The organism is Mycetocola tolaasinivorans (assembly GCF_003667565.1).
Taxonomy (GTDB): Bacteria; Actinomycetota; Actinomycetes; order Actinomycetales; family Microbacteriaceae; genus Mycetocola; species Mycetocola tolaasinivorans.
The window spans coordinates 141,571-167,316 of the sequence record NZ_RCUX01000001.1; the positions used below are offsets into that span (position 1 = coordinate 141,571).

General features: G+C 66.9%; 29 protein-coding genes. 19 read left to right on the forward strand and 10 right to left on the reverse strand.

Annotated elements, in window-relative coordinates:
- The first annotated feature begins 104 nt into the window (after positions 1-104).
- Positions 105-1,430, forward strand: a complete 1,326-nt coding sequence (locus D9V32_RS00645; protein ID WP_183086107.1) for an acyltransferase family protein — start codon at positions 105-107, stop codon at positions 1,428-1,430.
- Here the strand turns inward: D9V32_RS00645 and D9V32_RS00650 are convergent.
- The 5 genes from D9V32_RS00650 to D9V32_RS00670 all read right to left on the reverse strand — a co-directional run bounded on the left by D9V32_RS00650 (position 1,401) and on the right by D9V32_RS00670 (position 4,756).
- Positions 1,401-1,850 carry a DUF6389 family protein gene (locus tag D9V32_RS00650; RefSeq protein WP_121646971.1) on the reverse strand — a complete coding sequence of 150 codons (450 nt, stop codon included), beginning with the start codon at positions 1,848-1,850 and terminating at the stop codon, positions 1,401-1,403. The genes D9V32_RS00645 and D9V32_RS00650 overlap by 30 nt on opposite strands.
- Before the next feature lie 80 nt (positions 1,851-1,930).
- Complete coding sequence (locus tag D9V32_RS00655) at positions 1,931-2,269, reverse strand: nuclear transport factor 2 family protein (protein ID WP_220700624.1); 339 nt, start codon at positions 2,267-2,269, stop codon at positions 1,931-1,933.
- Positions 2,270-2,285: 16 nt separating this feature from the next.
- On the reverse strand, positions 2,286-3,083 hold the full coding sequence (locus D9V32_RS00660; protein WP_121646972.1) for an SDR family oxidoreductase: 798 nt from the start codon (positions 3,081-3,083) through the stop codon (positions 2,286-2,288).
- A 62-nt stretch (positions 3,084-3,145) separates the two neighbouring features.
- Positions 3,146-3,964, reverse strand: a complete 819-nt coding sequence (locus D9V32_RS00665; protein WP_121646973.1) for a MerR family transcriptional regulator — start codon at positions 3,962-3,964, stop codon at positions 3,146-3,148.
- Positions 3,965-4,018: 54 nt separating this feature from the next.
- Positions 4,019-4,756: a hypothetical protein gene (locus D9V32_RS00670; protein WP_121646974.1), complete on the reverse strand. Its 738-nt coding sequence runs from the start codon at positions 4,754-4,756 to the stop codon at positions 4,019-4,021.
- A gap of 143 nt (positions 4,757-4,899) precedes the next feature.
- On the opposite strand from D9V32_RS00670, the gene D9V32_RS00675 reads away from it, so the two are divergent.
- A complete protein-coding gene (locus tag D9V32_RS00675) occupies positions 4,900-5,499 on the forward strand; it encodes a superoxide dismutase (RefSeq protein ID WP_121646975.1) in 600 nt (199 codons plus the stop codon).
- 489 nt (positions 5,500-5,988) lie between these two features.
- On the opposite strand, the gene D9V32_RS00680 is transcribed toward D9V32_RS00675, so the two are convergent.
- Positions 5,989-6,972, reverse strand: a complete 984-nt coding sequence (locus tag D9V32_RS00680; protein ID WP_121646976.1) for an aldo/keto reductase — start codon at positions 6,970-6,972, stop codon at positions 5,989-5,991.
- A 211-nt stretch (positions 6,973-7,183) separates the two neighbouring features.
- Here D9V32_RS00680 and D9V32_RS00685 point away from each other — a divergent pair, with 211 nt between their 5' ends.
- A complete protein-coding gene (locus D9V32_RS00685; RefSeq protein ID WP_245981875.1) occupies positions 7,184-7,774 on the forward strand; it encodes a type IV toxin-antitoxin system AbiEi family antitoxin domain-containing protein in 591 nt (196 codons plus the stop codon).
- Positions 7,771-8,685 (forward strand): nucleotidyl transferase AbiEii/AbiGii toxin family protein, encoded by a 915-nt coding sequence (locus D9V32_RS00690; RefSeq protein ID WP_121646978.1) that lies wholly within the window; start codon positions 7,771-7,773, stop codon positions 8,683-8,685. Before D9V32_RS00685 ends, D9V32_RS00690 begins: the two co-directional genes overlap by 4 nt.
- Positions 8,686-8,767: 82 nt before the next feature.
- Here D9V32_RS00690 and D9V32_RS16145 read toward each other — a convergent pair whose 3' ends face one another.
- The 4 genes from D9V32_RS16145 to D9V32_RS00705 all read right to left on the reverse strand — a co-directional run bounded on the left by D9V32_RS16145 (position 8,768) and on the right by D9V32_RS00705 (position 12,224).
- Positions 8,768-8,938: a hypothetical protein gene (locus D9V32_RS16145; RefSeq protein ID WP_183086108.1), complete on the reverse strand. Its 171-nt coding sequence runs from the start codon at positions 8,936-8,938 to the stop codon at positions 8,768-8,770.
- A 78-nt stretch (positions 8,939-9,016) separates the two neighbouring features.
- Entirely contained in the window at positions 9,017-10,051 is a 1,035-nt protein-coding gene (locus D9V32_RS00695; protein WP_220700625.1) for a FecCD family ABC transporter permease, read from the reverse strand.
- Positions 10,048-11,145, reverse strand: a complete 1,098-nt coding sequence (locus tag D9V32_RS00700; protein WP_245981878.1) for a FecCD family ABC transporter permease — start codon at positions 11,143-11,145, stop codon at positions 10,048-10,050. The genes D9V32_RS00695 and D9V32_RS00700 overlap by 4 nt, the downstream gene beginning before the upstream one ends.
- A 2-nt stretch (positions 11,146-11,147) precedes the next feature.
- Positions 11,148-12,224 (reverse strand): ABC transporter substrate-binding protein, encoded by a 1,077-nt coding sequence (locus D9V32_RS00705; protein ID WP_121646979.1) that lies wholly within the window; start codon positions 12,222-12,224, stop codon positions 11,148-11,150.
- A gap of 136 nt (positions 12,225-12,360) precedes the next feature.
- Here D9V32_RS00705 and D9V32_RS00710 point away from each other — a divergent pair, with 136 nt between their 5' ends.
- From D9V32_RS00710 to D9V32_RS00780, 15 genes are all read left to right on the forward strand, one after another.
- Positions 12,361-13,170 carry an AraC family transcriptional regulator gene (locus tag D9V32_RS00710; RefSeq protein WP_121646980.1) on the forward strand — a complete coding sequence of 270 codons (810 nt, stop codon included), beginning with the start codon at positions 12,361-12,363 and terminating at the stop codon, positions 13,168-13,170.
- The gene (locus D9V32_RS00715) at positions 13,167-14,012 is read left to right on the forward strand and encodes a helix-turn-helix transcriptional regulator (protein WP_245981881.1); all 846 of its coding nucleotides are present in this window, start codon (positions 13,167-13,169) and stop codon (positions 14,010-14,012) included. The genes D9V32_RS00710 and D9V32_RS00715 overlap by 4 nt, the downstream gene beginning before the upstream one ends.
- A 217-nt stretch (positions 14,013-14,229) precedes the next feature.
- The gene (locus tag D9V32_RS00720; protein ID WP_121646982.1) at positions 14,230-15,300 is read left to right on the forward strand and encodes an ABC transporter substrate-binding protein; all 1,071 of its coding nucleotides are present in this window, start codon (positions 14,230-14,232) and stop codon (positions 15,298-15,300) included.
- Positions 15,297-16,448, forward strand: a complete 1,152-nt coding sequence (locus D9V32_RS00725; protein WP_245981884.1) for a FecCD family ABC transporter permease — start codon at positions 15,297-15,299, stop codon at positions 16,446-16,448. The genes D9V32_RS00720 and D9V32_RS00725 overlap by 4 nt, the downstream gene beginning before the upstream one ends.
- On the forward strand, positions 16,445-17,530 hold the full coding sequence (locus D9V32_RS00730) for a FecCD family ABC transporter permease (protein ID WP_121646983.1): 1,086 nt from the start codon (positions 16,445-16,447) through the stop codon (positions 17,528-17,530). Before D9V32_RS00725 ends, D9V32_RS00730 begins: the two co-directional genes overlap by 4 nt.
- 11 nt (positions 17,531-17,541) lie before the next feature.
- Positions 17,542-18,348, forward strand: coding sequence for an ABC transporter ATP-binding protein (locus D9V32_RS00735; protein WP_121646984.1), 807 nt, complete (start codon positions 17,542-17,544; stop codon positions 18,346-18,348).
- A 41-nt stretch (positions 18,349-18,389) separates the two neighbouring features.
- The gene (gene arfB / locus D9V32_RS00740; protein WP_121646985.1) at positions 18,390-18,812 is read left to right on the forward strand and encodes an alternative ribosome rescue aminoacyl-tRNA hydrolase ArfB; all 423 of its coding nucleotides are present in this window, start codon (positions 18,390-18,392) and stop codon (positions 18,810-18,812) included.
- Between the two features lie 112 nt (positions 18,813-18,924).
- Positions 18,925-20,094, forward strand: a complete 1,170-nt coding sequence (locus D9V32_RS00745; protein WP_121646986.1) for an RtcB family protein — start codon at positions 18,925-18,927, stop codon at positions 20,092-20,094.
- A gap of 179 nt (positions 20,095-20,273) precedes the next feature.
- On the forward strand, positions 20,274-21,401 hold the full coding sequence (locus tag D9V32_RS00750; protein ID WP_121647202.1) for a fatty acid desaturase family protein: 1,128 nt from the start codon (positions 20,274-20,276) through the stop codon (positions 21,399-21,401).
- Positions 21,402-21,597: 196 nt separating this feature from the next.
- Positions 21,598-22,038 carry a thioredoxin family protein gene (locus D9V32_RS00755; protein ID WP_121646987.1) on the forward strand — a complete coding sequence of 147 codons (441 nt, stop codon included), beginning with the start codon at positions 21,598-21,600 and terminating at the stop codon, positions 22,036-22,038.
- Positions 22,025-22,669, forward strand: a complete 645-nt coding sequence (locus D9V32_RS00760) for a DUF4395 domain-containing protein (protein WP_121646988.1) — start codon at positions 22,025-22,027, stop codon at positions 22,667-22,669. The genes D9V32_RS00755 and D9V32_RS00760 overlap by 14 nt, the downstream gene beginning before the upstream one ends.
- A 21-nt stretch (positions 22,670-22,690) precedes the next feature.
- Complete coding sequence (locus tag D9V32_RS00765; RefSeq protein ID WP_121646989.1) at positions 22,691-23,065, forward strand: SdpI family protein; 375 nt, start codon at positions 22,691-22,693, stop codon at positions 23,063-23,065.
- Between the two features lie 142 nt (positions 23,066-23,207).
- Positions 23,208-24,317: an AMP-binding enzyme gene (locus D9V32_RS00770; protein ID WP_245981887.1), complete on the forward strand. Its 1,110-nt coding sequence runs from the start codon at positions 23,208-23,210 to the stop codon at positions 24,315-24,317.
- On the forward strand, positions 24,301-25,434 hold the full coding sequence (locus D9V32_RS00775) for a thiolase family protein (RefSeq protein WP_425461992.1): 1,134 nt from the start codon (positions 24,301-24,303) through the stop codon (positions 25,432-25,434). Before D9V32_RS00770 ends, D9V32_RS00775 begins: the two co-directional genes overlap by 17 nt.
- Positions 25,431-25,745, forward strand: coding sequence for a CHY zinc finger protein (locus D9V32_RS00780; protein WP_245981892.1), 315 nt, complete (start codon positions 25,431-25,433; stop codon positions 25,743-25,745). The genes D9V32_RS00775 and D9V32_RS00780 overlap by 4 nt, the downstream gene beginning before the upstream one ends.
- Position 25,746: the final 1 nt, after the last annotated feature.

Here is a 25,746-nt window from a genome sequence, read left to right on the forward strand (position 1 = left end):
CGGGTGTGAGGGCATAATGGCTCCCGGGCGGGATGCCCCGGGAGCCACCGTATTTTTATGCTCCCTCTGTGCCGCGGAGATTCCGTAGTGCGGGAGGGAACATCATGACCACGCTCACCGGTATCGATTCGCGCCGGGGCACCACCGCGAAGACGCGGGATCGATCGGTGGATCTGGTGCGCGCGATCCTGCTGATCGTGGTGGTGGGCCTGCACTCGATCATGGCCGGGGTCGGTGTGGGTGCCGGTGGAATCGTAATGGAAAATGCCCTCGATAATCTGCCCGGGTTTGCCCCGGTGTCGTGGTTCGTGCAGGTGATGCCGCTGTTCTTCGTCCTCGGCGGGTTTTCCAGTTTCACCCAGTGGACGCGGATGCGTGAGCGCGGGCACAGCCCAGCAGACTACGTTGTGACTCGGCTGCACCGGCTGCTGTTGCCGGCCGTCGCGGTGATCGGCACGGTGGCGGCGGCGCTGCTCGTGATGACGATCATCGGGGTGCCTGCCGATCTCATCGCTACCGCGGGGTTCCGCATCAGTCAGCCGCTGTGGTTCCTCGGGGTGTACGTGCTGTGTTCGGCCCTGGTGCCGCTGTTGGTGGGGGCGCATGAGCGCCGGCCGGTACTCAGCCTGGCGCTGCTCGGCACCGCCGCCCTCAGCGTAGACATGTTGCGGGCGAGTACCGGTATCTCGGGACTCGGGTTCGTCAACCTGGTGTTTGTGTGGCTTACGGTGCAGCAGCTGGGGTTCTGGCTCGCCGAGGGACGGTGTGAGCGGTGGGGTGTTCGCACCCGCGTCGCGGTCGGGGTGGCCGCGCTGCTCGCGCTGTTTTTGCTGAGCGTTCCCGGCCCGTATTCTCCGGACATGTACGAGAATCTAAACCCGCCCACGATCTGCCTGATCCTGCTCGGTATCGCCCAGCTCATGCTTTTCACGGTGCTGCGGGCTCGCCTGCGTGAGGTTGCCGAGCGGCCGCGGATCGCGGGCCTTGTGAACGCCGTCGGGGCTCGTTCAATGACGATTTACCTGTGGCACATGCCGGTCATCATCGCGCTCGCCGCGGGCCTGCTGTTCCTGAACGCAACCGTCGCGGTGCCGCTGCCCGACCCGCTGAGTGCCGGCTGGTGGTTGACTCGGCCGTTCTGGCTGGTGGCCGTGGGGCTCGCGGTGATTCCGGTCGTCGCACGTCTCGGCTGGATCGAGGGTGCCAAGCGGGCTGAGCTTTTCCTCTCCGGGACTCGGATGCTGACCCCGCGCGTGATTGCCGCGGTACTGCTGGGGGCCGGTGCCGTGCTGGTCATCCTGGTCACGGGTTTTGCGCTCGGCGGTGCGATCATCGCCCTGGGAATGCTCGCCGCCGCCCTGCGGCTGGTGGCGGTGACGGGTGCCCGTTCAACTGCCCGCTCAGCCGCGGTGCCCGCCCACCACCAGTGAGTCGGTAACGCCGTCGGGGGAGGCGACCGTCCATTCGAGATCCGCGGGGGCCGCGGGGATGAGCGGGTCGATCCACTCGGCCACCACCGTGATCACCGCCCCCTCAAACTCCTCGAGGGACCATCCGGCCGGGCAGGGCGGAACCTCCGGATCCCACCCGGTTTCGGTCCACTCGACACCGAATACGGCGCGGGCATCGCCGAGCGCGAAGTCCAATTCGGTGCCTCGCGGCCCGGAAAAACGCGCCCAGATATCAAACGGGCCCTCGGGATCCTGCCCCACATAGACATCGAGCACGACACCGTCGATGCCCGGGATGTTCGCCGCCCCGGCCAGTGTCTTGAGGATACCGGTAACGCGCGTGGATGCGGCCTCGAGGAGGGGGCGTAGGGCGTCACGGTATTCGGCAGCGGCGGTCACGGCGCCAGTTTAGCGAGAACGAGGCCATCCGCGCGAGGCCTCACGGCCGAAACCGAAGCGAGGCCCCGCGCATGGCCGGTCTATTCGGCGCTGATGGTGAGGGTGGAGATCAGCCCGGCGGAGTCTTCCCCGAACGTGTAGGTCAGCTCAACTGCCCCGCCCGGGAAGTTTCCCTCGAGGAGTTGCAGCACCGCGGTACCCTCCGCGACGTGCCGGGTTTCGAGCCAGGTCGACGTGGTCTCAAACTCGCTGGCCGCGCCGGCGAGCCAGGCGAGGATCTCGGCGGTGCCGCGATGAATGTGGCCATCGTCAACAACCACCGCATGCGGTGTGAAAACCTCCGCCACGAGGTGCTTTTCCGGCCCGTCCATCAGCTCAAAGAAGCGGGCGATAATCGCGGAATACTGGCGCTTATTCATGGTGTGATCTCCTGCTCTAGGCGGTCTTGATGGTGCCGCCATCAACGGTGATGTCCTGGCCCAGGACGGAGGCTGCGGCGTCCGACACCACAAAACCGATGACTTCGGCGATCTCCTCGGGCGGGGCGAACCGGCCATCGGGGATGCCTCCGAGGGAGTCCATCATGAGCTTCATGCCGGCCTCCTCGTCGATGCCGTGGGCCTCCGCCAGGCGCGCGGCGAGGGCAACGGCCCCCGGGCTCTGAATGCCGCCGGGGGACACCGTGTTCACTCGGATGCGCTGCGGAGCCAGCTCGTTCGCGAGTCCCTTGCTGTAGGTGCGCAGAGCGGCCTTTGCCGCCGCATAGCCGAGGGTGCCGTCGTAGAGCGGCATGCGGCCCTGGATCGAGCCCACGTGTACGATTGCGCCCGCGCCGCGCTCCTGCAGAAGCGGGATGAGGGCGCGGTCGATACGCACCGCCGCCAGCAGGTTGAGCGTGAGTTCGTCATTCCAGTGGGCGTCGGTCATGCTCGCATGACCGCCACCGGGGGTGTTCGATCCGCCGGTCACGTGCACGAGAATATCGAGCCCGCCGGCCTCCCGCACGGCTTCGGCGATGCGCGTGGGGGCATCCGGTTCGGTCACATCAAGCTGCAGGATTCGCTCGGCCGAGCTCTGCTCGGGGCGGGAGCGACCCACCACGGTGACGCGGGCCCCGGCGTCGGCCAGGCGCTGCACGGTCGCGGCACCGAGGCCGCGGGTGCCGCCGATCACGATTGCGTGCCGGCCGGCGAGGGAGAGATGGGGCGGATACGCGGGAGTGTTTTCTGTCATATGACCAGAATCGGCATTCCCCCAGGGGGAAGGTCAAGGAAGCGGAACGGCGTGTTTCTCTGCTAGCGTCCCGCCCGAAAAATGGGCCAGCCGATCTCGGTCACCAGGTCGTCGGACTCCGGGGTCGCCTCCACAACGTAGCGCTCGCGCAGCGGCCCGGAAACACCAATCTCATGTTCGGCAACGTACACGCCAAGGGCGCCGTAGGTTTCGGCGATCGTGGCGTCGGGACCGCGATGAACCGCCACCGCGAGCTCCACCGCGGGTAAGAGCTCGGCGCGAATCCGGCCCGAATACTCGCCCCCAGTCGTCTCGGCACGCAGCAGTACAAAGAGCGCTGCCTCGCCGACGCCATTCAGGAACAGCTCGGTGTCCCACACACCGCCCACGGGCCCTTCAACCTCGGCATGCGTGGCCGCAAGATGCACGAGCTCCGCGCGGGCGGCGGTGTACCAGTCGCTGAGTTCGGCCCGGGAGATGCGCTCGCGGATGACCAGGGCGGGGAGCGCGGGCTCGCTGCGGTGTTCGATGTCGACCGGATGGGTGGTGGGATCCAGGAGCCCACGCAGTGCCGCGACCGCGTGTGTCGTGGCTGCGAGCCGCTCCTCCAGCCGCGTCAGGTGCTCGGTGATCAGAGCGTGACGCTCGGGCACCCGCGGGGTGTCAAGGATTTCCCGGATGGTGTCAACGGGCACGTCGAGGGCGCGAAACTCTCGAACGACCTGAGCGTCGGCTACCTGGGTCGTCTCGTAGAGGCGGTAGCCATTGTGTGCGTCGATCGCCGAGGGCACCAGGATCCCCATCCGGTGATAAAACCGCAGCGCCTTCGCGCTGAGCCGGGTGGCCTGGGAAAACTCACCGATCGTCATTCTTGCTGCCATGGTGCCATTCTCTCCCGAGCGTCAGACACACAAACCTCGGCGGCTGCCGCGTGCCTACCCGGCCGGAGCGAGGAGCGTCGCCACCGACGATGTCGAGGCCGCGGCCAGTTCGCCGAGGGTTCGCACCTCGGTGGGTGAAATGATGCTGAGCTGGCCGGGTGCGGGGAGGGTGGAGGCGTCGCCGGGAATGGGGAGGGCCGTCCACGCGGGATCGGCAGGATCGATGCGCCAGGGCGAGACGGGTGGGAGTCCGGTCAGCGCCAGAAACTCGCGCGTCTCGCCGAGTGCTGCCGGGGCTACGATCACCCCGTCCAGTGCGCGAAAGGCACCGCTGTATCCGTGCGGGAGGTCGAGGGAGGCGAGCTCGGACTGATCCCGTGCGGCAAAAACCAGCAGACGCTGGCCCTCGTGCGGGTGTGTGCCGGTCACCCCGATGAGGAGGTTGGCGTCGGCGCTGAGAATCCGCCGGACGCCGCGTCGCCCCGCGGCCTCGGGAATCGGAAGAGCAACGGGGGCAGGAGCGTTCGTCGCAGGGGTTTCGGCACTGAGCGTCGTGAGAATCGCCGCCGCGTGCGGTGCGCGTTCGAGGAGATCCGTGCTCGACAGGATGCTCCACTCACCGCTTCTCAGCTCGAGTACTCCCACCCGGGTTTCGCCGTGATCGTCGGCCCAGGCGGTCGCGAGGTGATCCGTTCCCAGGCGTGCCGTGGCGATGCGCACGGATGGGCCGGCCTCCGCGGGCACGGGGACGGGCAGCGAGAGAACGGGCGGGACGGCGGCGGGTGTCGTCATGTCCCGATCCTAACCTCAGCCCGGCAGCATTGCCAGGGGAGCGGCGGCTACCCGGCCATGCCCGGAAGCATCAAAAGAAACCCTTGACCTCAACCGCGCTTGAGGTTTTAGCGTAGGGGTAATACCCCAGGGAAAGGAACCCCATGCCGCTCTACACCCTCCCCGATCTCTCCTATGACTACGGAGCCCTCGCCCCGCACATCTCCGGTCGGATCATGGAACTGCACCACTCCAAGCACCACCAGGCCTACGTGAACGGTGCCAACACCGCGCTCGAACAGCTGGCCGAGGCCCGCGACAGCGGGAACCTCGTCAACATCAACAGGCTGGAAAAAGATCTCGCCTTCAACCTCGGCGGGCACCTCAACCACAGCATCTTCTGGGAAAACCTCTCGCCCGACGGCGGGGGAGACCCCTCGGGTGCCCTGCTCGCCTCGATCGAGGAGCACTTCGGTTCGCTCGACGGATTCCGCGCGCACTTCACCGCCACCGCGCTGGGCGTGCAGGGGTCGGGGTGGGCCGTTCTGGCCTGGGATCACCTCGGTGCGCGCCCGGTCATCTTCCAGCTGTTTGACCAGCAGGGTAACGCGCCGCTCGGTGTGACCCCGCTGCTGCAGCTCGACGTGTGGGAGCACGCCTACTACCTCGACTACGTAAACGTACGCGCCGACTATGTAAAAGCCTTCTGGAACATCGTGAACTGGGCAGACGTCGAGGCCCGGTTCGCCGCCGCTCAAAACTAACCGAGCGCACCGTGCCGCGATCCACTCCCCGGGTGGACCGCGGCACGCCTCGTTAACCGGCGATGCGGCCGCGCCCGGTCACCGGCTGATTTTCAGGAACTCGTAACGCGCCCCCTGCCGGAGCACGAATCAGCCCCGTTTCTGGGCAAAACCCGCGCCCCTGAAACACGGTCGAAATGAGCGTGTAACAGCCGGTGAGCGGTGGTTTTCCCGTGTGGGGCCGCGGGAGTATCGCGGCAAATTCTCAGACGTATAGTTGAGCAATCCCCGCGAGGACGATTGGCGCAGCGCCAGCCCTATCCGATTGTTGCCCCGCTGGTTGTCGCCGTGTCCCTGGATGGGCGAATGCGGCGAGTTTCATCACACCCAGTCCCTGGGTGGCTCGCCCCCACAGACAGCACGGTGCCGCACCCTACGGGAGGGTGCGGCACCGTGCGCGGTTGGCTGCCTGGTCGCTAGCGTATGACGAGCGCCTGCATTACCGTGTGCCTACCACTGGGCGTGTACGGTGGCCCGGAAGTAGCGGTCGTAGATCTCGTGGACGCGGCGATCCACCTCGGGGGAGGTGGTCGGCAGCGCGGCAGCCCCCGCGTTGCTTACCGCCTGGCGCACGTTGCGAGCACCGGGAATGGCGGCGGTCACGCCGGGCTGATCGATCAGCCAGCGCAGTGCCGCCTGCGGTACCGAGACGCCCTCGGGCAGCGCCCGGGCAAACTCCTGGGCGGCGGCCAGACCGTCGGCAAAATCGACGCCGCTGAAGGTTTCACCGCGATCAAAGGCCGCACCCTCACGGTTGTAGTTGCGGTGATCGTTCTCGGGGAAGGTTGTCTCGGCGGTGTACTTGCCCGAGAGTAGCCCACTCGCGAGCGGCACCCGGGCGATGATGCCCACCTCGTGCCGGATGGCCGCGGGAAGCACCGCATCCAGGGGCTTCAGCCGGAACGGGTTCAGGATGATCTGCACCGAAGACAGCCCCGGGCGCTCCATCGCGGTGAGTGCCTGGGCGGTCTCCTCGACGCTCACTCCGTAGGCGGCGATTGCCCCGTTCGCGACGAGCTCATCGAGCGCGTCGAAGGCGAGCTGGGAGTGGTAGACCGGAGTGGGCGGGCAGTGCAGCTGCACCAGGTCGAGGGTGTCGACCCCTAGGTTTGTACGCGAGCGATCGACCCAGGCGATGAGGTTCTCACGCGAGTAGTTTTCGGGGATCTGCGCCTCGCGGCGACCGACCTTGGTGGCCACGAACACGTTTGCCTCGGGGTTGCGTTCGCGGAACGTGCGGATGAAGCGCTCGCTGCGCCCATCGCCGTAGACGTCCGCGGTATCAAAAAACGTGACGCCGGCCCGGGTGGATGCCTCCAGCACGGCCAGGGCATCCGCCTCGCTGACCTCACCCCAGTCGGCACCCAGCTGCCAGGTACCGAGACCGATGACGGAGACGGATTTTCCGGTTTGTCCTAGAGGTCGCTGTTCCACGCGTGTGCTCCTTCTGCCCGTTTTGGCGGCATCCCCGGAAATCCGGGGCTCAGGTTCCATGGTAGCGAGCGGTCACGTGACTAGAGGGTAATTGTCGGTGGTAAGCGGCCCCGCGCGGCGGGTAGACGGCTTAGCGTTGTGCAAACGCGTTGGTCACCCTGGTCAACGGAAAAGCTGCCAGATGCTCTATATGTGTATCTGTTTTTGTTGATTGGAGGAAACCATGGGGCACAGACTTCCCACTTTCTTGCGCTACCGGGATCTCGAATCTCACGGCCTCACCAGGCATGGATTCGACCGGATGGTGAGCGAGGGAGGGTACGAGAGAATTGCTCCCGGTGCGTTCGTGCAGCCGGGTGTTGTTGACGACACAACGGCAGCGCTGATGGCGATCGCCGCAAAGAACCCCCGAGCCACACTGTGCCTGACCTCCGCGCTTGTTCTTCACGACCTCACCGATGAGATTCCGTCAGAATCAGTCATCGCCATTCCGCGCGGCAGCCAGCCCCTCCGGGTGCGGTTCGCGCCGGTGTCGTGGCATCGTTTTGATCCGGATACCTTCGATGTTGGTCGTACGGAACACGCCCTGGGGGAGGGCCTCAGTATCGGTCTGTATTCTCCGGAACGGACCATCATCGATCTCTTTCGACTGCGACACGTGTGGGGGAGCGATATCGCGGTTTCGGCCCTCAAACGCTGGCTCCAGACGCCGAATCGACGTATTCCCGAACTGCTGCTGATGGCGGAGCGCTTTCCGAAGGCTCGCCCCGCGCTTCTCAACGCGGTGGAAATTCTTTTGTGAATGCGTCAGCGCAGTACGGAACTCCGGTAGGGGACGCTACTCTCGCGATTCAAAAGCTCGCGCGAAAATCCGGTGCGGATGTGCAGGAATTGCAGACACTCTACGTTCTTGAAGCGCTGCTTGGCCGGATCGCTCACTCCCCATACAGAGACGATTTTGTTCTCAAGGGTGGTGTGCTCCTCGCCGCGTTTGCGGCGCGGAGACCAACCCGAGACATCGATGTTCAGGCAACCGGTGTGGCCAACGACGTGTCCGAGGTCGAAGAACGTATCCGACTCATCGCCGGGATCGAACTGAAAGATGGTGTTGTTTTTGACCCCGAAACCATCGGTGCCTCCATCATTCGAGAATCCGACCACTATGTGGGTATTCGGGTAAAGCTTGTCGGTGTGCTGGGGCGAGCACGGCTCAACATCGGCATCGACGTGAACTTTGGCGATCCTATTTGGCCCGAGCCTCTGCACATTGAGTTCCCCCGCCTGATTGAGCTCGATCTTCCGCCGCTGTGGGTTCTGGGATACCCGATGTCAATGGTGTTCGCCGAGAAGACGGTGACGGTTTTTGATCGCGGGGTGGCGAACACTCGATGGCGAGACTTTGCCGACATCTACGTCCTTCTACGTCGTCATCCCGCGAGTGTAAACGAACTGCTTAGTGCGCTCACGATCGTTGCCGGGTATCGCGGAGTTCGGATCACCTCGGTCCTTCCCGAGCTCGAGCCGATGCGCGTTCTTGCTCAGCCAGGGTGGGCAGCGTGGCGAAACCGCACGCATCGAACCCACGACCTCCCGGAATCATTTTCCGAAGTATTACTGGCCATATCTGGCTTCGTTGATCCTCTACTGACTCGCCTCAGTTACGCAGACGCGACCTGGAATCCGCCCACGGGCACATGGGTTTTGGATGACTAATGACGGATAGCCCGGGTGGAAGGTCAAATCCTGTCTGACCGCCCCGCATAAACGCTCAGGGGGCACCCTCCGGTGCCCCTCTCTAGACCCCGTCCTCGCTCCGCAGGTGCGCCAGCTCGGCGGCCGTTACCGGATACTGTTGACCCTCGTCATCCACCCAAAAGTGGGTGCGCCCAGCCTCGGTTGCGAAGGGCTGTTCGAACAGAATGAGGAGCGCCCCGGTCTCCGGGTGCACTTTATGAGGAGTCACCATAGGGAGACACTAGACCCACCGCGCTGACCTGGGCAAGCCCCCAAAGTCGGGATCGCATAGATACTGCGTCGTATGTCGTCATTTTCGGCGCTCGCGGATGAGGAGCCAGAGGAAATAGCCGCCGCCGACCACCACGGTAATGAGACCCACTGAGGTCTGCAGGCGCTGTCCGATGATGTCCGCGGTCAGGAGCAGTACGGCGCCGCTCAGGGCTGCCCCGGGAAGATCAAGCCCAAATCTTCCGGAGAGCCGGGCGTTGATCTGCGGTGCCACCAGAGCAACGAATGCGATCGGTCCCGCCACCGCGGTCACCACGGCGGTGAGCGCCACCCCGACCGCGGTCATCAGGAGCCGGGTGCGCTCGATCGGCACCCCGAGGGCCTGCGCGGCATCGTCACCAAGCTCCAGCTGCCGAAACCCCGGCACCAGCAGCGCGGTGAGGGGAATGAGTACGGCTACCGCTATTGCCAGCGGTACCAGCTGTTCAAAGCCCAGGCCCGAGAACGAACCGAATCCCCACGCCGTGGCCGCGCGCGCCTGCTGCGTGCCGGTGCCGATCAGGATCGTATTGTTCAGGGCGGTGAGGAGGGCCGCGAGCCCGATCCCCATGATGATGAAGCGGAAGCCCTGCAGCCCGCGTCGGTACGCGAGCACGGTGACGAGGGCTGCGGCAGCCAGCCCACCAATCAGCGCACCGCTCGCAATCGCCACAAAACCGGTGGCCCCGAACACCAGCATCGCCAGGAGGGCACCGGTATACGCACCGGTGTCGAAGCCGATGACGTCCGGGCTGCCGAGCGGATTTCGGGTGAGTGACTGGAAGATTGCCCCGCTCACCCCCAGTGCCACACCGGCGACGATCGCGAGTAGCGCGCGGGGGAGACGCCACTCCCACACCAGCTTCTGAGCGGACGCGGATCCACGCCCCAGGAGCACCTCCCAGAGCCCCGAGGGCGACAGGATGACGGTGCCAAGCGCGAGCGAGGTCACCAGGCCTACAGCAATGAGCAGGAGGAGTGAGACCCGCACCGCGCGAATCCGACGCGCACGCTGCCGAGCGGCGGGCGTCCGCGAGGTAGGGGCGGGGGCGGTGTGCGGCATGGTCGCGCTCACAGCCCGCTCGCCCGTCGTCGCCGAGCCAGGAGCATCAGCACGGGTGCGCCCACGAGGGCGGTCATGAGGCTCACCTGCAGCTCGCCCGAGGGCAGGATGATGCGCCCCAGAACATCCGCACCGAGCAGCAGCGCGGGGGCCAGGATCATCGAACCCGGGATGATCCAGCGCTGATCCGGGCCGGTGAACCAGCGCACCGTGTGCGGCACCATCAGCCCGAGGAACGCGATGGGCCCGGCAATCGCCGTGGCCGCCCCCGCCAGAATGGTGACCGCGAGAACGCTGAGCAGGCGGGTGCGCAGGATGCGTGCACCGAGAGTGCTGCCGAGGTCATCGCCGAGAGCGAGCACGTTGAGCGAACCCGCGAGGCCGAGCGCCAAAATCAAGCCAATCGCGATGAGTGGCGCGATGGTGGCCAGCGCTTCCGGATCGCGCCCGCCGAGACTGCCGAGGCCCCAGAAGCGCACCCGGTTGAACAGCTCGAGGTTTTTCATCACGATGATGCTGCCCACGCCGGAGAGCACCGCGGCCACGGCCACGCCGGTGAGCGTCATCCGTTCGGGCATCTGGCGACCCGGCCCGCGCAGGCCGATGAGGGTCACCGCGCCGGTCACGATCAACGCCCCACCGAATGACAACCAGACGTAGGCGGAGGGAGCGGACAGCCCGAGAAAACCGACGCCCATGGTCACGGCAAAGGTCGCCCCGGCGTTGACGCCCAGGATCCCCGGATCGGCGAGCGGATTGCGCGTGTACGCCTGGATCAGCGCGCCACACACGCCGAGCGCCGGCCCCACGACCAGACCCACGAGCGTGCGCGGCAGACGGGAGTCGCGCACGATCGCGTGCGCATCGGACCCATCGTTTTCCCACAGCGCGCGCAATACGGTGAGGGGATCAATTCCCTGCGCACCGACCCCGAGACTCAGCAGGACGGCCACCGCCAGTAGGGCAAGGGCGAGCAGGAGCCCGCTGGCGCGCCGCAGCCCGGTAGTCCGCCGTGGCCGGGGCACGCGCCGCGGCGCCGGCCGGGACGCGGGTGCGTCCGGGGCCGACGCCGGGCGGGTGGTACCGGAGGTCACCGGTGCGGGCACCGCTACTTCCCGGTGCCGAGGTCGGCCGAGAGCTTCACGGCGATGTCGTCGATCGTGGCCGGAATGCTCAGCACGCTGGGGGCGGTGGTGGCCCACGCGAGGCGGTAGTCGCCAAAGAAGAACGACGTCTTGCCGGCGGCCACCGGGGCCCAGCGAGTGACGAGCGGGTTGTTCAGGGTGCGGTCAATCTCATCCTGGCTGTCGGCCCAGCCGATGTGGAAGTCCGAGGTCACCTCGGCGAGCTTTTCGAGGCTGATCGACGCGTAGAAGTTTTCGGTTGTGGACTCGGCGGCCGTCACCTGAGGGGAGGTCGTGAATCCCAGCTGGTCGGTCATCTGGATGCGTGGGTCCCTCGGGAGATAGAGATCCAGCGAGGTGGCGCCCTCGGCGAGGTACCACCCGTACGTGTAGGTGACGCCTCGGAACTCCGGGTGGGCGGCGGCGGCCGCGGCAATGGCGTCATCGCTGGCCTTCAGCAGAGGTTCGGCCTTTTCGGGCTGGCCGAGGGCGGCGGCAACGGTGCGGGTCAGATCATCGCGCTCCGACGCCCAGGCGGACTTCTTGAAGGCGACGGTTGGGGCGATCTCGGTCAGGCGCTTATAGGTGGGCTCATCAATGCCCGAGTGCACGGCGAGGATCAGATCGGGCTCGAGGGCCAGGATGCTCTCGAAGTCGTACTCGCCGGCATCGGTGAACCGGATGAGCTCCGGCAGGGTGCCGCCGAGCTCCTTCACCCGGTCGGCAAACCAGGGTAGGTTGCCCTTCACCTCACCCCAGGTGAAGTCCTCGTTACCGACGGGCACAACGCCCAGCGCGGCCACGACGTCGCCCGAGTACCAGCCCAGGGTGACGATGCGCTCGGGGCGCTTGGTGATGGTGGTGTTGCCGAACACGTGTTCCAGGGTCACCGGGAACGCGGCCGACTCGGCACCGGAGGACGAGGTGGGATCGGTTCCGGCGTTACCAGGGGCGGTCGCGCAGGCAACCAGGGCGGCCGCGGCCAGCGCCGCAACGATGGTGGTGCCGAGCGCGCGCAACCCGCGGCGGCGGGAACGAGCGGGGGAGTGTGCAGTGGTCATTGGGGAGGGCCTCTCGGAGCTAAAAGCGATGCAGCAAACGTCATTACATTAGGCGAGCCTTACCTGTGTGCGCTATCGTGCTGATCGGACGGTGATCGATGAAAACCGCCAGGACCGTGTCCATTCAGGAGGATTTGTGGTCGAAAACATGCTGGAGATGAGTTTTGGTGCGCCCCGGGCGACAGAGCAACTTTGGCACGCCGTTTCTGAACCCACCGACCCGGATGGCGAGTTTCCGGCACACTCGCACGCGGTGGATCAGCTGATGTGGGCACCCGGAGGGGGCATGCGAGTGCGCGCGGGTGGCGCGCAGTGGCGCATCCCCGGGGATCACCTGGTGTGGGTACCGGCACACACCGAACACGCGCTCGCGATGGTGGGATCCACCGCGCTGCTCAGTGTGTATCAGCGCCCCGAGGTGCGCCCAGAGGGCGAGCGATTCGCCCGACCCCTCGTCCTCCCCACCGAGCCGCTAATGCGCGCGCTGTTTCGTGAACTCTGTGCGCACACCCCCGAGGGGCCCGAGGCCGTACCCGCCGAGCGTCGCCGACTCAGCTTCGAGCTCCTGCGTGAACTGCTGGGATCGGCGCGGGAGAGCCACGACGCGCTCGCGCTCCCGGTGGATCCGCGTGCTCGCCGGGTGGCCGAGGCACTGCTGCGTGACCCCGCCGACCCTCGCCCGATCACCGACTGGGCCGCGGGGGAGGGGATCAGCGCCAAGACCCTGCTGCGCGCGTTTGCCGCGGAAACAGGATTCACCTTTGCCCAGTGGCGCACCCGTGCCCGGGTCTATCGGGTCGCGCGCCTGCTCGGCGAGGGAAGCTCGGTGCAGGATGCCGCCCTCCGGGTGGGCTTTGCCACCTCGACCGGCTGTATTCAGGCGTTCCGCGGGGTATTCGGGGTGACGCCCGCGGTCTATCACTCGCGCGAACGAGGCCGCGCATGATGGATAACTACCGCAGCGACGAGTGGGATGCCCACCTGCAGCACGCCTCCACGGTGGTGCCGCCGTATCTGATGGGCACCGGAGTGGTGACCCCGGAGGACGGCCACTCGCGCCCGGTTTCTCCGCCGCACACCCACCCGGATGCGATGCTCGCCTGGTGTTATCGCGGCACCGTCTGGGTATACCTGCAGGACACCATGTGGCGACTCGCCCCGGGGCAGGGGGTGTGGATCCCCGCCGGAACCCCGCACACCTCGCGCCACGAACGGGACTCCATTGGCTGTTACACCTACATTCCCGATCACGCCCTCGTGGCCCCGGTTTCGGAGATTTCGCGGGTGCTCGTACCGCGTGCGGTGCAGGAGATGCTGCTGCACCTCGGGATCAACGACATGCCCGATGCGCTGCGGATCCGCATTCAGTCGGTGCTGATCGAGATGGTGCAGCAGCCGGCCGCCGAGGTGGCCGACGGCTGGGGCGAGGTGCCGCTGCCGGTGGATGATCGGGTGCGCACCCTCGCGCAGACGGTGCTCGCCGATCCGGGTGATCCGCGCAGTGCGGCCGAACTCTGTGCCGCCCACGGCCTGCACGAGCGCATGGTTGCGCGGGTGTTTGGGCACGATGTGGGTATGACCTTTGGGCAGTGGCGCACCGGGGTGCGGATGACCCTCGCGGCCCGGCTGATCGTGGACGGCACCCCGATTGGTGTGGCCGCGCACCGCTGTGGATACGCCACTACCAGTGCGTTTTCGGCGGCGTTCCGCGAGCGTTTCGGGATGACGCCGCGCCAGCATATCGCGCGCGTGGCGGCAGACTCGGCGCATCACCTGTACTGGCGGTAGGTGAGCGCGATCCGCGCGATCACGTGGTTTTCCGACGCCGTGTCGGGCGGGTGGCGGGGTTTCCCCGTGCCCGATTGTCGAAATAAAGACACAAATCGTCGGTTTGGCGACACTGTGCGATGGGGATCCGTCCTACCATCGACATATTAGGTTAGCGTTACCTAATCAAGCCGCGTCATAGCGGCAACACTTCCCCACCAAACTCTCAAGGAGAACCATGCCGCACGCCCCCGCGCGCCCGAAGGCAGGCCGCGTCACGACGCTGGCCGCCGTCGCGCTGGCCGCCGTACTCGCCATGACCGGATGCGCCACCAGCACCGAGGCCAAGCCCGGTGGATCGGACGCCCCCGCCGCCACGACCGGTGTGGTCGTTGAGCACGCCCACGGTAAGACCACCATTCCCAAAAAGCCGGAGCGCATCGTCGCCCTCAGCTGGATGACCCCCGACATCGTGGCCGCCCTCGGCGTCAACCCGGTCGGCGTAGAGAAGGTCTGGGGTGCGGGCGACAGCGGCTTCACCCCGTGGCTTGAGGACTATACGAAGAAGGAGTTTGGCAAGACCCCGGAGATCATCCCCGCCGGTGATGAGGGCCCGAACTATGAGGCCATCAAGGCACTCAAGCCGGACCTCATCCTCGGCCTCTACTCGGGCATCAGCGACATCGAGTACAAGCGTCTCAGCGAGATCGCCCCGACCGTGCCCTACATCGAGGGACCCTGGAACCCGGGCACCTGGGAGAGCATGACCCGCGTTGTGGGTAAGGCCATGTGGGAGGACCAGAAGGCCGAGGAGCTGATCAAGGAAACCGAAACCCAGGTGTCGACCCTCGCCGCCGCACACCCCGAGTTCAAGGATAAGTCGTTCGTCTGGGGCCTGACCCTGAACGAGGGCGGCACCGACCTTGGCGTGTACCTCAAGTACGACGGCCGCGTGCGCATCACCGAGGCGCTCGGCTTCACCTCCACCTCGGCGATGGACTCCTTCCTGAGATCCGCCGAGGGCGACAACTGGTACACCGGCGTCAGCCTCGAAAAGCTCTACGATGTACCCGCTGACCTCTTTGTTGCCTGGGGCAGCAGCCACGCCGACGGCGTCTACACCGTCGAGAACAAGATCGTTTCGCGCTGGCAGCCCATCGCCGACGGCCACTATGTGATCTACAACGAGGATGCCGAGGCCGCGGCCATCAGCGCCCCGACCGTGCTCTCGCTCAAGTACATCCTGCCGAAGTACGTCGACGATCTCGCCGCCGCGGTGCAGGGCAAGCCCACCAACACGGGCAAGTGACCGCCGATGTGACCGGCGCCCGCCCGCTCCCGGAACTTCCGGGAGCGGGCGGGCGTGTGCCTGCCGCCGAGCCGGCTCAGGCACCCGCGGAATCACCCGAGCCCACACCTGAGCTTGAGCCCACACCCGCACCCGAGCACGCCCCGCGCCACACCGGGCTCAAGGTTCTGGGGCTGTGTGTGGCGGCCGGCATCCTGGTGTGTGCGGTGATCGCCTCCCTCGCGGTCGGCAACCGGGCGATCGATCCGGCCACCGTGCTCGCGGCCATCACCGCCTACGATGACGCGAATCCGCTGCACCTGATGGTGCAGCAGCTGCGCCTGCCGCGCACCATTCTCGCGGTCTTTATCGGGGCCGCACTCGCGGTCTGTGGCGCGCTGATTCAGGCGTTTACCCGCAATCCGCTGGCCGACCCCGGGATCCTCGGGGTCAACGCCGGGGCATCCTTTGCGGTGACCTTCGCGGTGGGCGTGCTGGGGCTCACAACCCCCGGATCCTACGTCCCCTTCGCCCTCGGCGGAGCGTTCGTGCTCACGGTGCTCGTGTACGCACTCGGGTCGTTTGGCAGTTCGGGAGCGACGCCGATGAAGCTCACCCTGGCCGGGGTGGCGCTCGGTGCCGCATTCACCGGTTTCACCACCGCGATCGTGCTGCAAAACCGCAATGCGCTGGACGTCACCCGCTTCTGGGGTGTGGGGTCGGTGGGCGGCCGCACGATGGATCAGCTCGTCTGGGTTATCCCGCTGATCGTCGGAGGGCTGGTAATCGCGATGGTGTGCGCCCGCTCGCTCAACGCGCTGGCCCTCGGGGATGACCTTGCGCAGTCGCTTGGCGCCCGCATCCGGACAACCCGCATCCTGGTGATCATCGCCGTGACGCTGCTCGCCGGTACCGCCGTGGCGGCGGCGGGGCCCATCGGTTTTGTGGGCATCATGATCCCGCACATGGTGCGGTGGTTCACCGGGCCGGATCAGCGCTGGGTCATCTCGTACTCGATCCTGATCGGCCCCATTTTTCTCCTTCTTGCAGACATCCTGGGCCGCGTCGTGCTGCCCAACGGTGAGCTGCGGGTGGGCATCGTTACGGGTCTGCTGGGTGCGCCGGTCCTCATCGCACTCGTGCGCCGAAAGCAGGTGAGTGGGCTGTGAGCGTTGACAATAATCTGCCGGTGGCATCGCGTGAGCTTCCCCCGGTGGAGTTTGGTCGGCGGCACGTTTTCTGGGAAAACCGTCGCATCGCCTGGCGCATTCCGGTGCGCTCCCTGGTGGTCTCGGCCGTGCTGCTGGTCGTGATCATCGCCGGTGGCCTATACTCGATGACCATCGGTGCCTATGGGATCTCGTTTGGCGCGGTGATGGACGCGATCGTCAACCCCGCCGCCGATCCGGACATCCGCCAGGTGGTTTTTGAGTGGCGTCTGCCGCGCGTGCTGTTTGCGGTACTCTGCGGTGCCGCCCTTGCACTGTCGGGCGGTATCTTCCAGTCCCTGACCCGCAACCCGCTGGGCTCGCCGGACATCATCGGTTTTGGTATCGGCGCGCAGTTCGGGGTGACCCTGCTGATGCTGGTGTTCAACCTCAACACCTACGCGTTCAAGGCCGTGGGGGCGCTCGTGGGCGGTCTGCTCACCGCGCTGCTGGTGTACTTCCTCGCGAATAAACACGTAATGTCGTCGTTCCGGCTGATCATCGTGGGCATCGGAGTCTCAGCGGGCCTTGGCTCGCTGACCTCGTGGATACTCATCACCGTGAGCGTGGAAAAGGCCATGATGGCCGCCACCTGGGGTGCCGGATCGCTGGCCTCGCTCGGGTTTGATCAGCTGATTCCCGCGGCCATCGTGTTTGTGCTCGTGGTCTGCGTGGCGCTCCCGCTGAATCGCACCCTGCCGGTGCTGGAGATGGGGGATGACGCGGCCACCGCGCTCGGCATCCATCCCGCCCGCACCCGCTTCTCGGCGATGGTGATCGGCGTCGCCCTGGTGGCACTCGTCACGGCCGCGGCCGGCCCGATCTCGTTCATTGCGCTGGCTGCCCCGCAGATCGCCCAGCGTCTCATCCGCTCAAACACCCCGATGGGCACCCTGCCCGTGATGCTCACCGGTGCCGCTCTCGTGGTGGTCTCGGATGGCGCCGCGCAGCTCCTGGAGGTGCCCGTGGGCGTCGTCACCGTCTCGGTGGGCGGCCTCTACCTGGCCTGGCTGCTTGCCCGGCAATACTCGCGCCGCGCGTGAAAGGAACACTCATGACCGCCTCGCTACAGGCCCGCGATATCACGCTGGGCTACGGGGATACCCCGATCATCTCCGAGCTGTCGCTCGAGGTACCGGACAACTCGTTTACCATCATCATCGGCCCGAACGCCTGCGGGAAGTCCACGCTGCTGCGCGGGTTTGCACGGCTGCTCAAACCAAGCACCGGATCGGTCCTGCTGGATGGTGCCGAGCTGCGCTCGCTCAAGCCGAAGGAGGCGGCGCGAAAGCTGGGCCTCCTGCCGCAGTCTTCGCTCTCGCCGGACGGCATCACCGTGGCCGACCTGGTGGGCCGGGGCCGCTTCCCGCACCAGAACGCGATGCGCACCTGGAGCCGCGAGGATGAGCGCGCGGTGGCCGAGGCAATGGATGTCACCGGTACCACCGAGCTTTCGCGCCGCCTGGTGGATGAGCTCTCCGGTGGGCAACGGCAGCGCGTATGGGTCGCGATGGCGCTCGCCCAGCAGACCGGCCACCTGCTGCTGGATGAGCCCACGACCTTCCTCGATATCGCGCATCAGATCGACCTCATGGAGCTCTTCGCCGAGCTGCATCGGGAGGGCACCACCCTGGTCGCGGTGCTCCATGATCTCAACCATGCGGCACGCTACGCCACCCACCTCGTCGCGATGCGGGACGGCGCAATCGTGGCGCAGGGGGATCCGCGCGAGATCATCACCGCCGAACTCGTGGAGGCGGTCTACGACCTGCCCTGCAGCGTGATCACCGACCCGATCTCGGGCACCCCGCTCGTACTGCCCCTCGGTGGCCGCCGCTCCTGGCAGCGCGCCGCGCGCTGAACCACAGTGGAGCCGGGGGAGGAGGGTAGGGTGGAGGCGTCATGGACCTCGAGATTTCCCGATCGCTCACCATTCCGGCCGCCGAGCTGGAGTGGAGCTTTTCGCGCTCTTCGGGGCCCGGTGGTCAGCACGTGAACACCTCGGATTCGCAGGCGCAGCTGCGCTGGAACGTCGCCGAGTCGCGCGTGCTGACCGAGGATCAGCGCGAGCGGCTGCTAGAGCGGCTGTCGGGCCTCCTGAATGACGGCGTGATCCAGATCACCGCGTCCGAGCAGCGCTCCCAGCTCCGTAACCGCGAGCGCGCGCTGGTGAAGCTCGGCGAGCGGGTCCGCACCGCGCTGCGCCCGGATGGCCCGCGTCGTCGAGCCACCCGGCCCACCCGTGGTTCTCAGCAGCGCCGGCTGCAGGCCAAGGGGCAGCGCTCGCAAACGAAGCAGAACCGTCGTCGGCCCGCGGCCGATTAGCGCACAGAAAAAGCTGTTGCACCCGGCAGTTTTCCCCGTATACTGACCGGTTGCCCATTTTCAGATGATGGGTCCTTCCGCCGAGTAGGCGACCATGTGAAGGGAAAACGGCATGGAGAGAATCTCGAAGACGCTCATGAGCTGGGCGTCGATTTTGGAACCCAAGACGCGTGAACAGGCGGAGACCGCCTCCCGTCTGCCGTTTATCCATCCCCACATTGCCCTGATGCCCGATGCCCACCTTGGGATGGGGGCCACCGTGGGCAGCGTGCTGCCCACCCGCGACGCCATCATTCCGGCGGCCGTGGGTGTCGACATCGGGTGTGGCATGATCGCGGTGCGCACCCAGTTCACCGCGGAGTCCATCGCGCACCTGGACCGCGCGGCGCTGCGCACCGAGATCGAGGCCGCGGTACCGCTGTCTGCCGGGCAGTACAACACCGCGGAAACCGCGACCGCGACCATACGGAACGACCGGCTGAGCGCGGCCGCCGAAAGAGCGGGATTTGACCCCGCCACCTATGCCCCCAATTGGCGGCTGCAGCTGGGTTCGCTCGGTTCCGGGAACCACTTCATCGAGGTGTCCCTCGACGAGGAGGATCGCGTGTGGCTGTTCCTGCACTCCGGCTCGCGCGGGGTGGGCAACCGGATCGCGCAGCATCACATTCGGGTGGCGCAGGATCTCGCCGCACTCTGGTGGATCCCGCTGCCCGATCCCGCACTCGCCTACCTGCCTCAGGGCACCGAGCAGTTCACCCGGTACATCACCGAACTGCACTGGGCTCAGGACTTCGCCCTCGCCAACCGCGAGGAGATGATGGACCGCGTGGTGTCGCGGTTCGAGGCCTGGACGGGGGAGAGCGTCACCGAGTACGAGCGCATCAACTGCCACCACAACTACACCGCCCGTGAAAATCACTTCGGGAAGGAGGTCTGGGTGTCGCGAAAGGGGGCGATCAACGCAGAAAAGGGCGTGCTGGGGCTCATTCCGGGCTCGATGGGCACGCGCTCCTACGTGGTCGAGGGCCTCGGTAACCCGGTAGCGCTGAAGTCCTCACCGCACGGTGCCGGGCGCGAGTACTCGCGCAGCGCCGCGCGGAGGGCATTCACGCGGGAGCAGCTGCGGGAGGCGATGGCGGGGATTGAGTACCGAGACACCGAGGCCTTCATCGACGAGATTCCCGCGGCGTACAAGGACATTGACGTCGTCATGGCGGACTCCGCCGAGCTCGTCACGGTGCTGCACACGCTGCGCCAGATCGTTAATGTCAAGGGGGATTAGCCGCGCACATGCTTCGGCGCACGCAAAACGTGTGCGCCGAAGCATGTGACTCTGCTGTGCATACCCACCGGCGTATACCCGAGCGCATACACTGAAGACAGCAATCGGCAACCGCCCTTCGCTTCATTGCAGCCCGGCCCCCTGAGCACGCGCTGCTAGCCAGAAGAACGGTGCCGATCATGGAATCGACGTACGCCGAACCCACCTCCACCCTTGGCCCGGTGCGCCGCACCACGGCCCGGACGAGTGACTTCCCGCCGATCGCGCAGGCCTATAAGCAGGTTTCCGCCGAGGTCCGCGCCGCCGGCCTGCTGCGCCGGGCACCGCTGTTTTACGCGCTCGTGGGCGCGGGCCTGGTGCTCGCGTTCGGAGCGGCCATTGCCGGGTCAATACTGATCGGCCACTCCTGGTTCCAGCTGCTGATCGCCGCCGCATTCGGCATCCTGTTTACCCAGGTTGCCTTCCTTGCACACGAGGCCGCGCACCGCCAGATCCTGGCCTCCGGCCCGGCGAACGACCGCCTCGCCCGGGTTCTGACCTCGGTCGTGGGCATGAGTTATTCCTGGTGGGATTCAAAGCACAGCCGGCACCACGCCAACCCCAACAAGGTGGGCAAGGATCCAGACATCGAGCTCGACACCATCTCCTTCATTGAGGAGGATGCCGCCACCGCACGCGGTCTGCGCCGATTCATCACCCAGCGTCAGGGCTGGCTCTTCTTCCCACTGCTCACCCTCGAGGGCCTGAACCTCCACTACCTTGGTTTCAAGCACCTCGCGAGCCCCGGCAAGGTCCGCGGCCGCTGGATCGAGCTCGGCATGATTTCCGCTCGCTTCGCCCTGGTGCTCACCCCGATGTTCCTCTTCCTGCCGCTCGGCATGGCCTTCGCCTTCTTCGGCGTGATGATGGCTGTATTCGGGGTGTACATGGGTGCCTCGTTTGCGCCGAACCACAAGGGCATGCCGATCATCGATCCCGCCGCCCGCCTCGACTTCTTCTCCAAGCAGGTGCGCACCTCCCGGAACATTCACGGTGGTGCCTGGGTGGCCTGGTTCATGGGCGGACTCAACTACCAGGTCGAGCACCACCTGTTCCCGAGCATGGCACGCCCGCACCTCGCCGCGACCCGGAAGATCGTGATGGAACACTGCAAGACCCTGGACGTGCCCTACACCGAGACGTCGATCCTGCGCTCCTACGCGATCGTGATCGCCTACCTCAACCGCGTGGGCCTCGCCGCGCGCGACCCCTTCGACTGCCCGGCGGCCGCGCAGATGCGCCGCGGGGGAGGCCAGCTGAGCGCATAGCTCCGATCTGCACGGGGCTCCGGATTCTCAGAATCCGGAGCCTTTGGTGTGTGCGCGCTCGGACGTAACCTGGCGTTACCGCGTGTGACGGCGGGGTTGTGCCATCCGGGGCGCCGATCTACGCTCGCACCATGAGTACCCCGCCCGCCCCCGCCGCACCCGCACGATTCGCGGGTGCCGATTTGGCGGCACGCGCATGAGCCCGCTGATCGCCCTGGCGTTCCTCGGTGGGCTGCTGCTCGTCTCGGTACTTATCATTCTGCTGCTGCGTGCCCGAAATGGCCGGGTCAGTCGCCCCGCGTCGGATGACCGGATTGAACCCGGGGTTCTCGGGGTGTCCGTGCTGGGGGAGCGCGCTACGATCGTCCAGTTCAGCACCGAGGTGTGCGCACGCTGCCCGGGCACCCGGCGCGTACTCTCCGCCCTCGTCGATACCCGCGAGGACGTGGATTTCGTGCACGTGGACGTGACCCATCAGCCCGTGCTCGCGAGCCGCTTCAACCTGCTGCAAACCCCGACCGTGCTGCTGCTGGATGCGCGCGGAAACGCAACTGCCCGGCTCTCCGGTGTTATTGCACGCGATACCGTCGTGACCGAGTTGGACGCCATCCTGGAGGGCTCGCATGCCCGCGGGTGAGCCCTTTCTTTCCCCGGCGCTGGACGCCTGCGCCGGGTTGGTCCACGAACTGAACCGCACCCCGAACCCGAAACGTACCCCGGAGGCCACCGTGTCCGCAGCTGAAACCCCCGTCCGTCCCGGCCCGCCGCCCGGAAAGGTAGACCCCCGTGCCCCGCGGGTGGGCGCCGCCATCACCTCGGTGCTGCTCGTCCTCGGTGTCTTCTTTGCGATCATCGGCACCTCGACCGGTGGAAACCTCGGCGGTCTCTCGATCAGTGCCCGGATCGCCGATCCCGGCTTCCTGATCCAGCTCCTGGTAGCCGTGCTGTTTGCCTGGTCGCTGATCGCGCCGGCATCGCAGCCCCTCACCGTCATCTTCCGTCGCCTGGTGCGTCCGCGCCTGTCGGCCCCCACCGAGTGGGAGGATGCCCGCCCGCCGCGCTTCGCCCAGGGGGTGGGCCTCACCGTGGTGGGGATCGGCCTCGTCCTGCACCTGATCGGGGTGCCCTGGGCGCTCGTCATCGCCGGATCGGCCGCGTTCATCGCCGCGTTCCTCAACGCCGCCGTCGGCTTCTGCCTCGGCTGCGAAATCTACCTGCTGCTCGTGCGTGCGGGGCTGATCGGTCGCGGTACTCGCGCGACGGCGTAGGGTACCCCGTATGCTGTGGGCATGGACGACGCCCCACTCGCAATCCGAATCATCCTTGCCGCAATCCTCATCGTTGGCGGAATCATCATGGTCTGGATTGCCAGCGCGGCCGCATCCGGAAGGATCGGACGAAACTCGTCTGCGGGCATTCGTATTCCGGAAACCCTGGCGAGTGATGCGGCATGGAGCGCCGGCCATGTTCGGGCGCGCGCCCTCTCCGTCACCGGTGGTGTGCTGACAATCATCGGCGGGATAGCCTGTCTGTTTCCGCTCGGAAGCACGGGTCTCGGCTGTGTGGTGCTCGCGGTGGTTGTTGCCGTGTTGATCGTCATGATGATGGCGGCGCGGGTGGCGCGGGTCGCGGCCCGCGCGGCCGACACGGAGCGTCCGTCGTAGACAGGGCCGGCACCTTTGCAACGAGTGGCGGGCGTCGATATACTGAACGGTGTTCAGGAGAACGGTGTTCAGTTGAGGATGTGGGTGTGCGGCGAGTGAGATGTGTGCGCGATGCGGCGGGGCCCTGCCCGATGGTGGCCGCGTGAGCCCGCGAATCGTTCTGTTGCGCGGAAGTACTCACGGAGTTGTGGAACGCCTGGCCGAGGTGCGTGCAGCTGGAAACATTCCGCTGATTGGGGATGAGCGCTGGCCCGCCGCGCAGTGGGAGGCGGTTGCCGCGCTGGCCGCGGAATCTGCCGTTCCGGATGGTGCCGCCTGGGCCGCCCTGACCTCGGGAAGTAGTGGCACGGCGCGGATTCTGGTGCGTTCGGAGGCGTCGTGGGCGACCTCGTTCTCCGCCGTTTCCACACTCCTGGGTGATGCCGAATCGGTTGCGCTGCCCGCACCTCCGGCCTCCTCGCTCACGCTGTTTTCGCTCGCACACGCGCTCACCGGTAGGGGCCCGCGCCCCGCGCTGGACGCCGAATCTGCGCGCACTGCCACCGCGTTTCACGGTACCCCGCAGGGGCTCCAGTCACTGCTTGATGCCGAGGCGATTCCGGCCGTACGGACCGCCCTGGTCGGTGGCTCGCACCTCGACCCCGCGCTGCGTGCGCGCGCCGAGGCGAACGGTATTCGCCTCACCTCCTACTACGGTGCCGCAGAGGCCTCCTTCATCGCGATTGATCGAGGCGATGGCCTGCGCGCGTTCCCCGGGGTTGAGCTCGACGTGCGCGCGGGCGTGCTCTGGGTGCGCTCGCCCTATATCGCGCTCGGATACCTGGGGGAGGGTGGCCCCCTGCGTCGCGATGGCGAGTGGGTAACGGTCGGTGATCTCGCGGAGCTGAGCGACGACGTCCTCACCCTGCGCGGGCGCTCAGACGGGGCGATCCTGACCGCCTCGGCCACGGTCATTCCCGAGGAGGTCGAGGCCGCCCTGCGCGGCGTTCCGGGGATCGCCGATGCCGTGGTTTTTGACGTGCCCGCGCCTCGAATCGGGGCGCTGGTTGCCGCGGTGATCGAGCCGGAAGCGGCAGATACACCGCTGACGCTCACCGAACTCCGCGAGGCGGCCGAACGGAGCCTCGCCCCCGCGCACCGGCCACGCCTGTGGTTCAGCGGCGTCATTCCCCGCACGCCCTCGGGCAAGCCCGCCCGCGCCGAAACAAAACGGCGGGCCCTCGTCGGAGAGGTGGATCGTGTCACACGCTGACCCCGTCATCATTGCCGCCCGGCGCACGCCGATTGGTACCCGCGGCCGCGCCCTCGCCGGGCTGCGGGTCGAGCAGCTGGCGGCCCCGGTGATCACCGCGGCCCTCGATGATGCCCGAGCGGCAGGCGGCGAAACGCTCGTGATTGCCGACGTCATTCTCGGCAACTGCATGGGCCCGGGCGGCAACCCCGCACGGGTATCGGCCCTCGCGGCCGGGCTGGGCGTTGAGGTGCCGGGTGAGACCGTGGACCGCCAGTGCGGCAGCGGACTGGCGGCCATCATCGATGCCGCCACCGCGATTCGAGCGGGCGATCTGCGCCCCCGCATCGCCGGGGGAGTGGAGAGTGCCTCGACCGCACCCGTGCGCTCCATCGATGGAATCGCCTACGAGAAGGCACCGTTTGCCCCCGCGGGCTGGCCCGACCCTGATATGGTGCGCGCCGCCGAAAACCTCGCCGCCCACGACGGTATCGACCGCGAGCGTCAGGATGCCCACGCCGCGCGCAGCCACGCGAGAGCCCGCATCGCGCGCGATAGCGGTGTGTTCGCGGCCGAGCTGGTGCCCCTCGCGGGCCTCGGCGCCGATGATGCGATCGGCGGGACCGAGCGGGTGCTGACACGCCTGCCCGCCCTGTTCCCCGGTGGTTCCCTGACCGCGGGCACGTCCACCCGCATCGGCGACGGTGCGGCGGCCACCGTGGTTGTACCGCGTGCCCGGTCGGGCAGCGCCCCCGGATTGCTCGTGCGCGCCCACGCGGTGGTGGGAAGCGATCCCGCCCTCCCGGGAATCGGCGCGGCGCCCGCGGTGCTCGCTGCCCTGAACACCGCCGGTGTCGAGCTCGCGGATATCGCGGCCATCGAGATCGTAGAGGCGTTCGCCGCGCAGTCTCTCGCCGTGCTTGATCGGCTGGGCATCGTCGAGGACGACCCGCGGGTTTGCGCCGATGGTGGTGCCCTCGCGCTCGGTCACCCCTGGGGTGCGAGCGGTGCGGTGAGCATCGTGCGACTCTTTAGTCGACTGGTGCGCTCGGGTGCGCCCGCAGGAACCCTGGGCGTAGCGGCGGCCTCGATCGGCGGCGGCATGGGCGTCGCGATGATCGTCGAGGTGATCCGGTGAGACCGCGGGTGTACGGCCCGACCGTCGATGAGCAGACGCGCTGCGTGCACTATCGCACCGAGCTCGACGTGATCGCGATCCGCTACGTGTGCTGCGATCGCTACTATCCCTGTCACCTCTGCCATGAGGAAACCGCGGATCATCCCGCACGGCCCTGGCCCGCCTCGGCCCGCGATCAGAACGCCGTCCTGTGCGGGGTGTGTGGCACCGAGCTGAGCGTCAACGAGTACGTGAGCGTGGACGCCTGCCCGCACTGCGCGGCCGCCTTCAACCCGGGCTGTGCGCTGCACTACCCGCTGTATTTCGAGTGAT

Bases quoted from the DNA above. Each gene is read 5' to 3' on its own strand.
- D9V32_RS00645 (WP_183086107.1), top strand. From the start codon at position 105: ATGACCACGCTCACCGGTATCGATTCGCGCCGGGGCACCACCGCGAAG.
- D9V32_RS00655 (WP_220700624.1), bottom strand. From the start codon at position 2,269: ATGAATAAGCGCCAGTATTCCGCGATTATCGCCCGCTTCTTTGAGCTG.
- D9V32_RS00660 (WP_121646972.1), bottom strand. From the start codon at position 3,083: ATGACAGAAAACACTCCCGCGTATCCGCCCCATCTCTCCCTCGCCGGC.
- D9V32_RS00665 (WP_121646973.1), bottom strand. From the start codon at position 3,964: ATGGCAGCAAGAATGACGATCGGTGAGTTTTCCCAGGCCACCCGGCTC.
- D9V32_RS00670 (WP_121646974.1), bottom strand. From the start codon at position 4,756: ATGACGACACCCGCCGCCGTCCCGCCCGTTCTCTCGCTGCCCGTCCCC.
- D9V32_RS00675 (WP_121646975.1), top strand. From the start codon at position 4,900: ATGCCGCTCTACACCCTCCCCGATCTCTCCTATGACTACGGAGCCCTC.
- D9V32_RS16145 (WP_183086108.1), bottom strand. From the start codon at position 8,938: ATGGTGACTCCTCATAAAGTGCACCCGGAGACCGGGGCGCTCCTCATT.
- D9V32_RS00705 (WP_121646979.1), bottom strand. From the start codon at position 12,224: ATGACCACTGCACACTCCCCCGCTCGTTCCCGCCGCCGCGGGTTGCGC.
- D9V32_RS00715 (WP_245981881.1), top strand. From the start codon at position 13,167: ATGATGGATAACTACCGCAGCGACGAGTGGGATGCCCACCTGCAGCAC.
- D9V32_RS00720 (WP_121646982.1), top strand. From the start codon at position 14,230: ATGCCGCACGCCCCCGCGCGCCCGAAGGCAGGCCGCGTCACGACGCTG.
- D9V32_RS00735 (WP_121646984.1), top strand. From the start codon at position 17,542: ATGACCGCCTCGCTACAGGCCCGCGATATCACGCTGGGCTACGGGGAT.
- arfB (WP_121646985.1), top strand. From the start codon at position 18,390: ATGGACCTCGAGATTTCCCGATCGCTCACCATTCCGGCCGCCGAGCTG.
- D9V32_RS00745 (WP_121646986.1), top strand. From the start codon at position 18,925: ATGGAGAGAATCTCGAAGACGCTCATGAGCTGGGCGTCGATTTTGGAA.
- D9V32_RS00750 (WP_121647202.1), top strand. From the start codon at position 20,274: ATGGAATCGACGTACGCCGAACCCACCTCCACCCTTGGCCCGGTGCGC.
- D9V32_RS00755 (WP_121646987.1), top strand. From the start codon at position 21,598: ATGAGCCCGCTGATCGCCCTGGCGTTCCTCGGTGGGCTGCTGCTCGTC.
- D9V32_RS00760 (WP_121646988.1), top strand. From the start codon at position 22,025: ATGCCCGCGGGTGAGCCCTTTCTTTCCCCGGCGCTGGACGCCTGCGCC.
- D9V32_RS00765 (WP_121646989.1), top strand. From the start codon at position 22,691: ATGGACGACGCCCCACTCGCAATCCGAATCATCCTTGCCGCAATCCTC.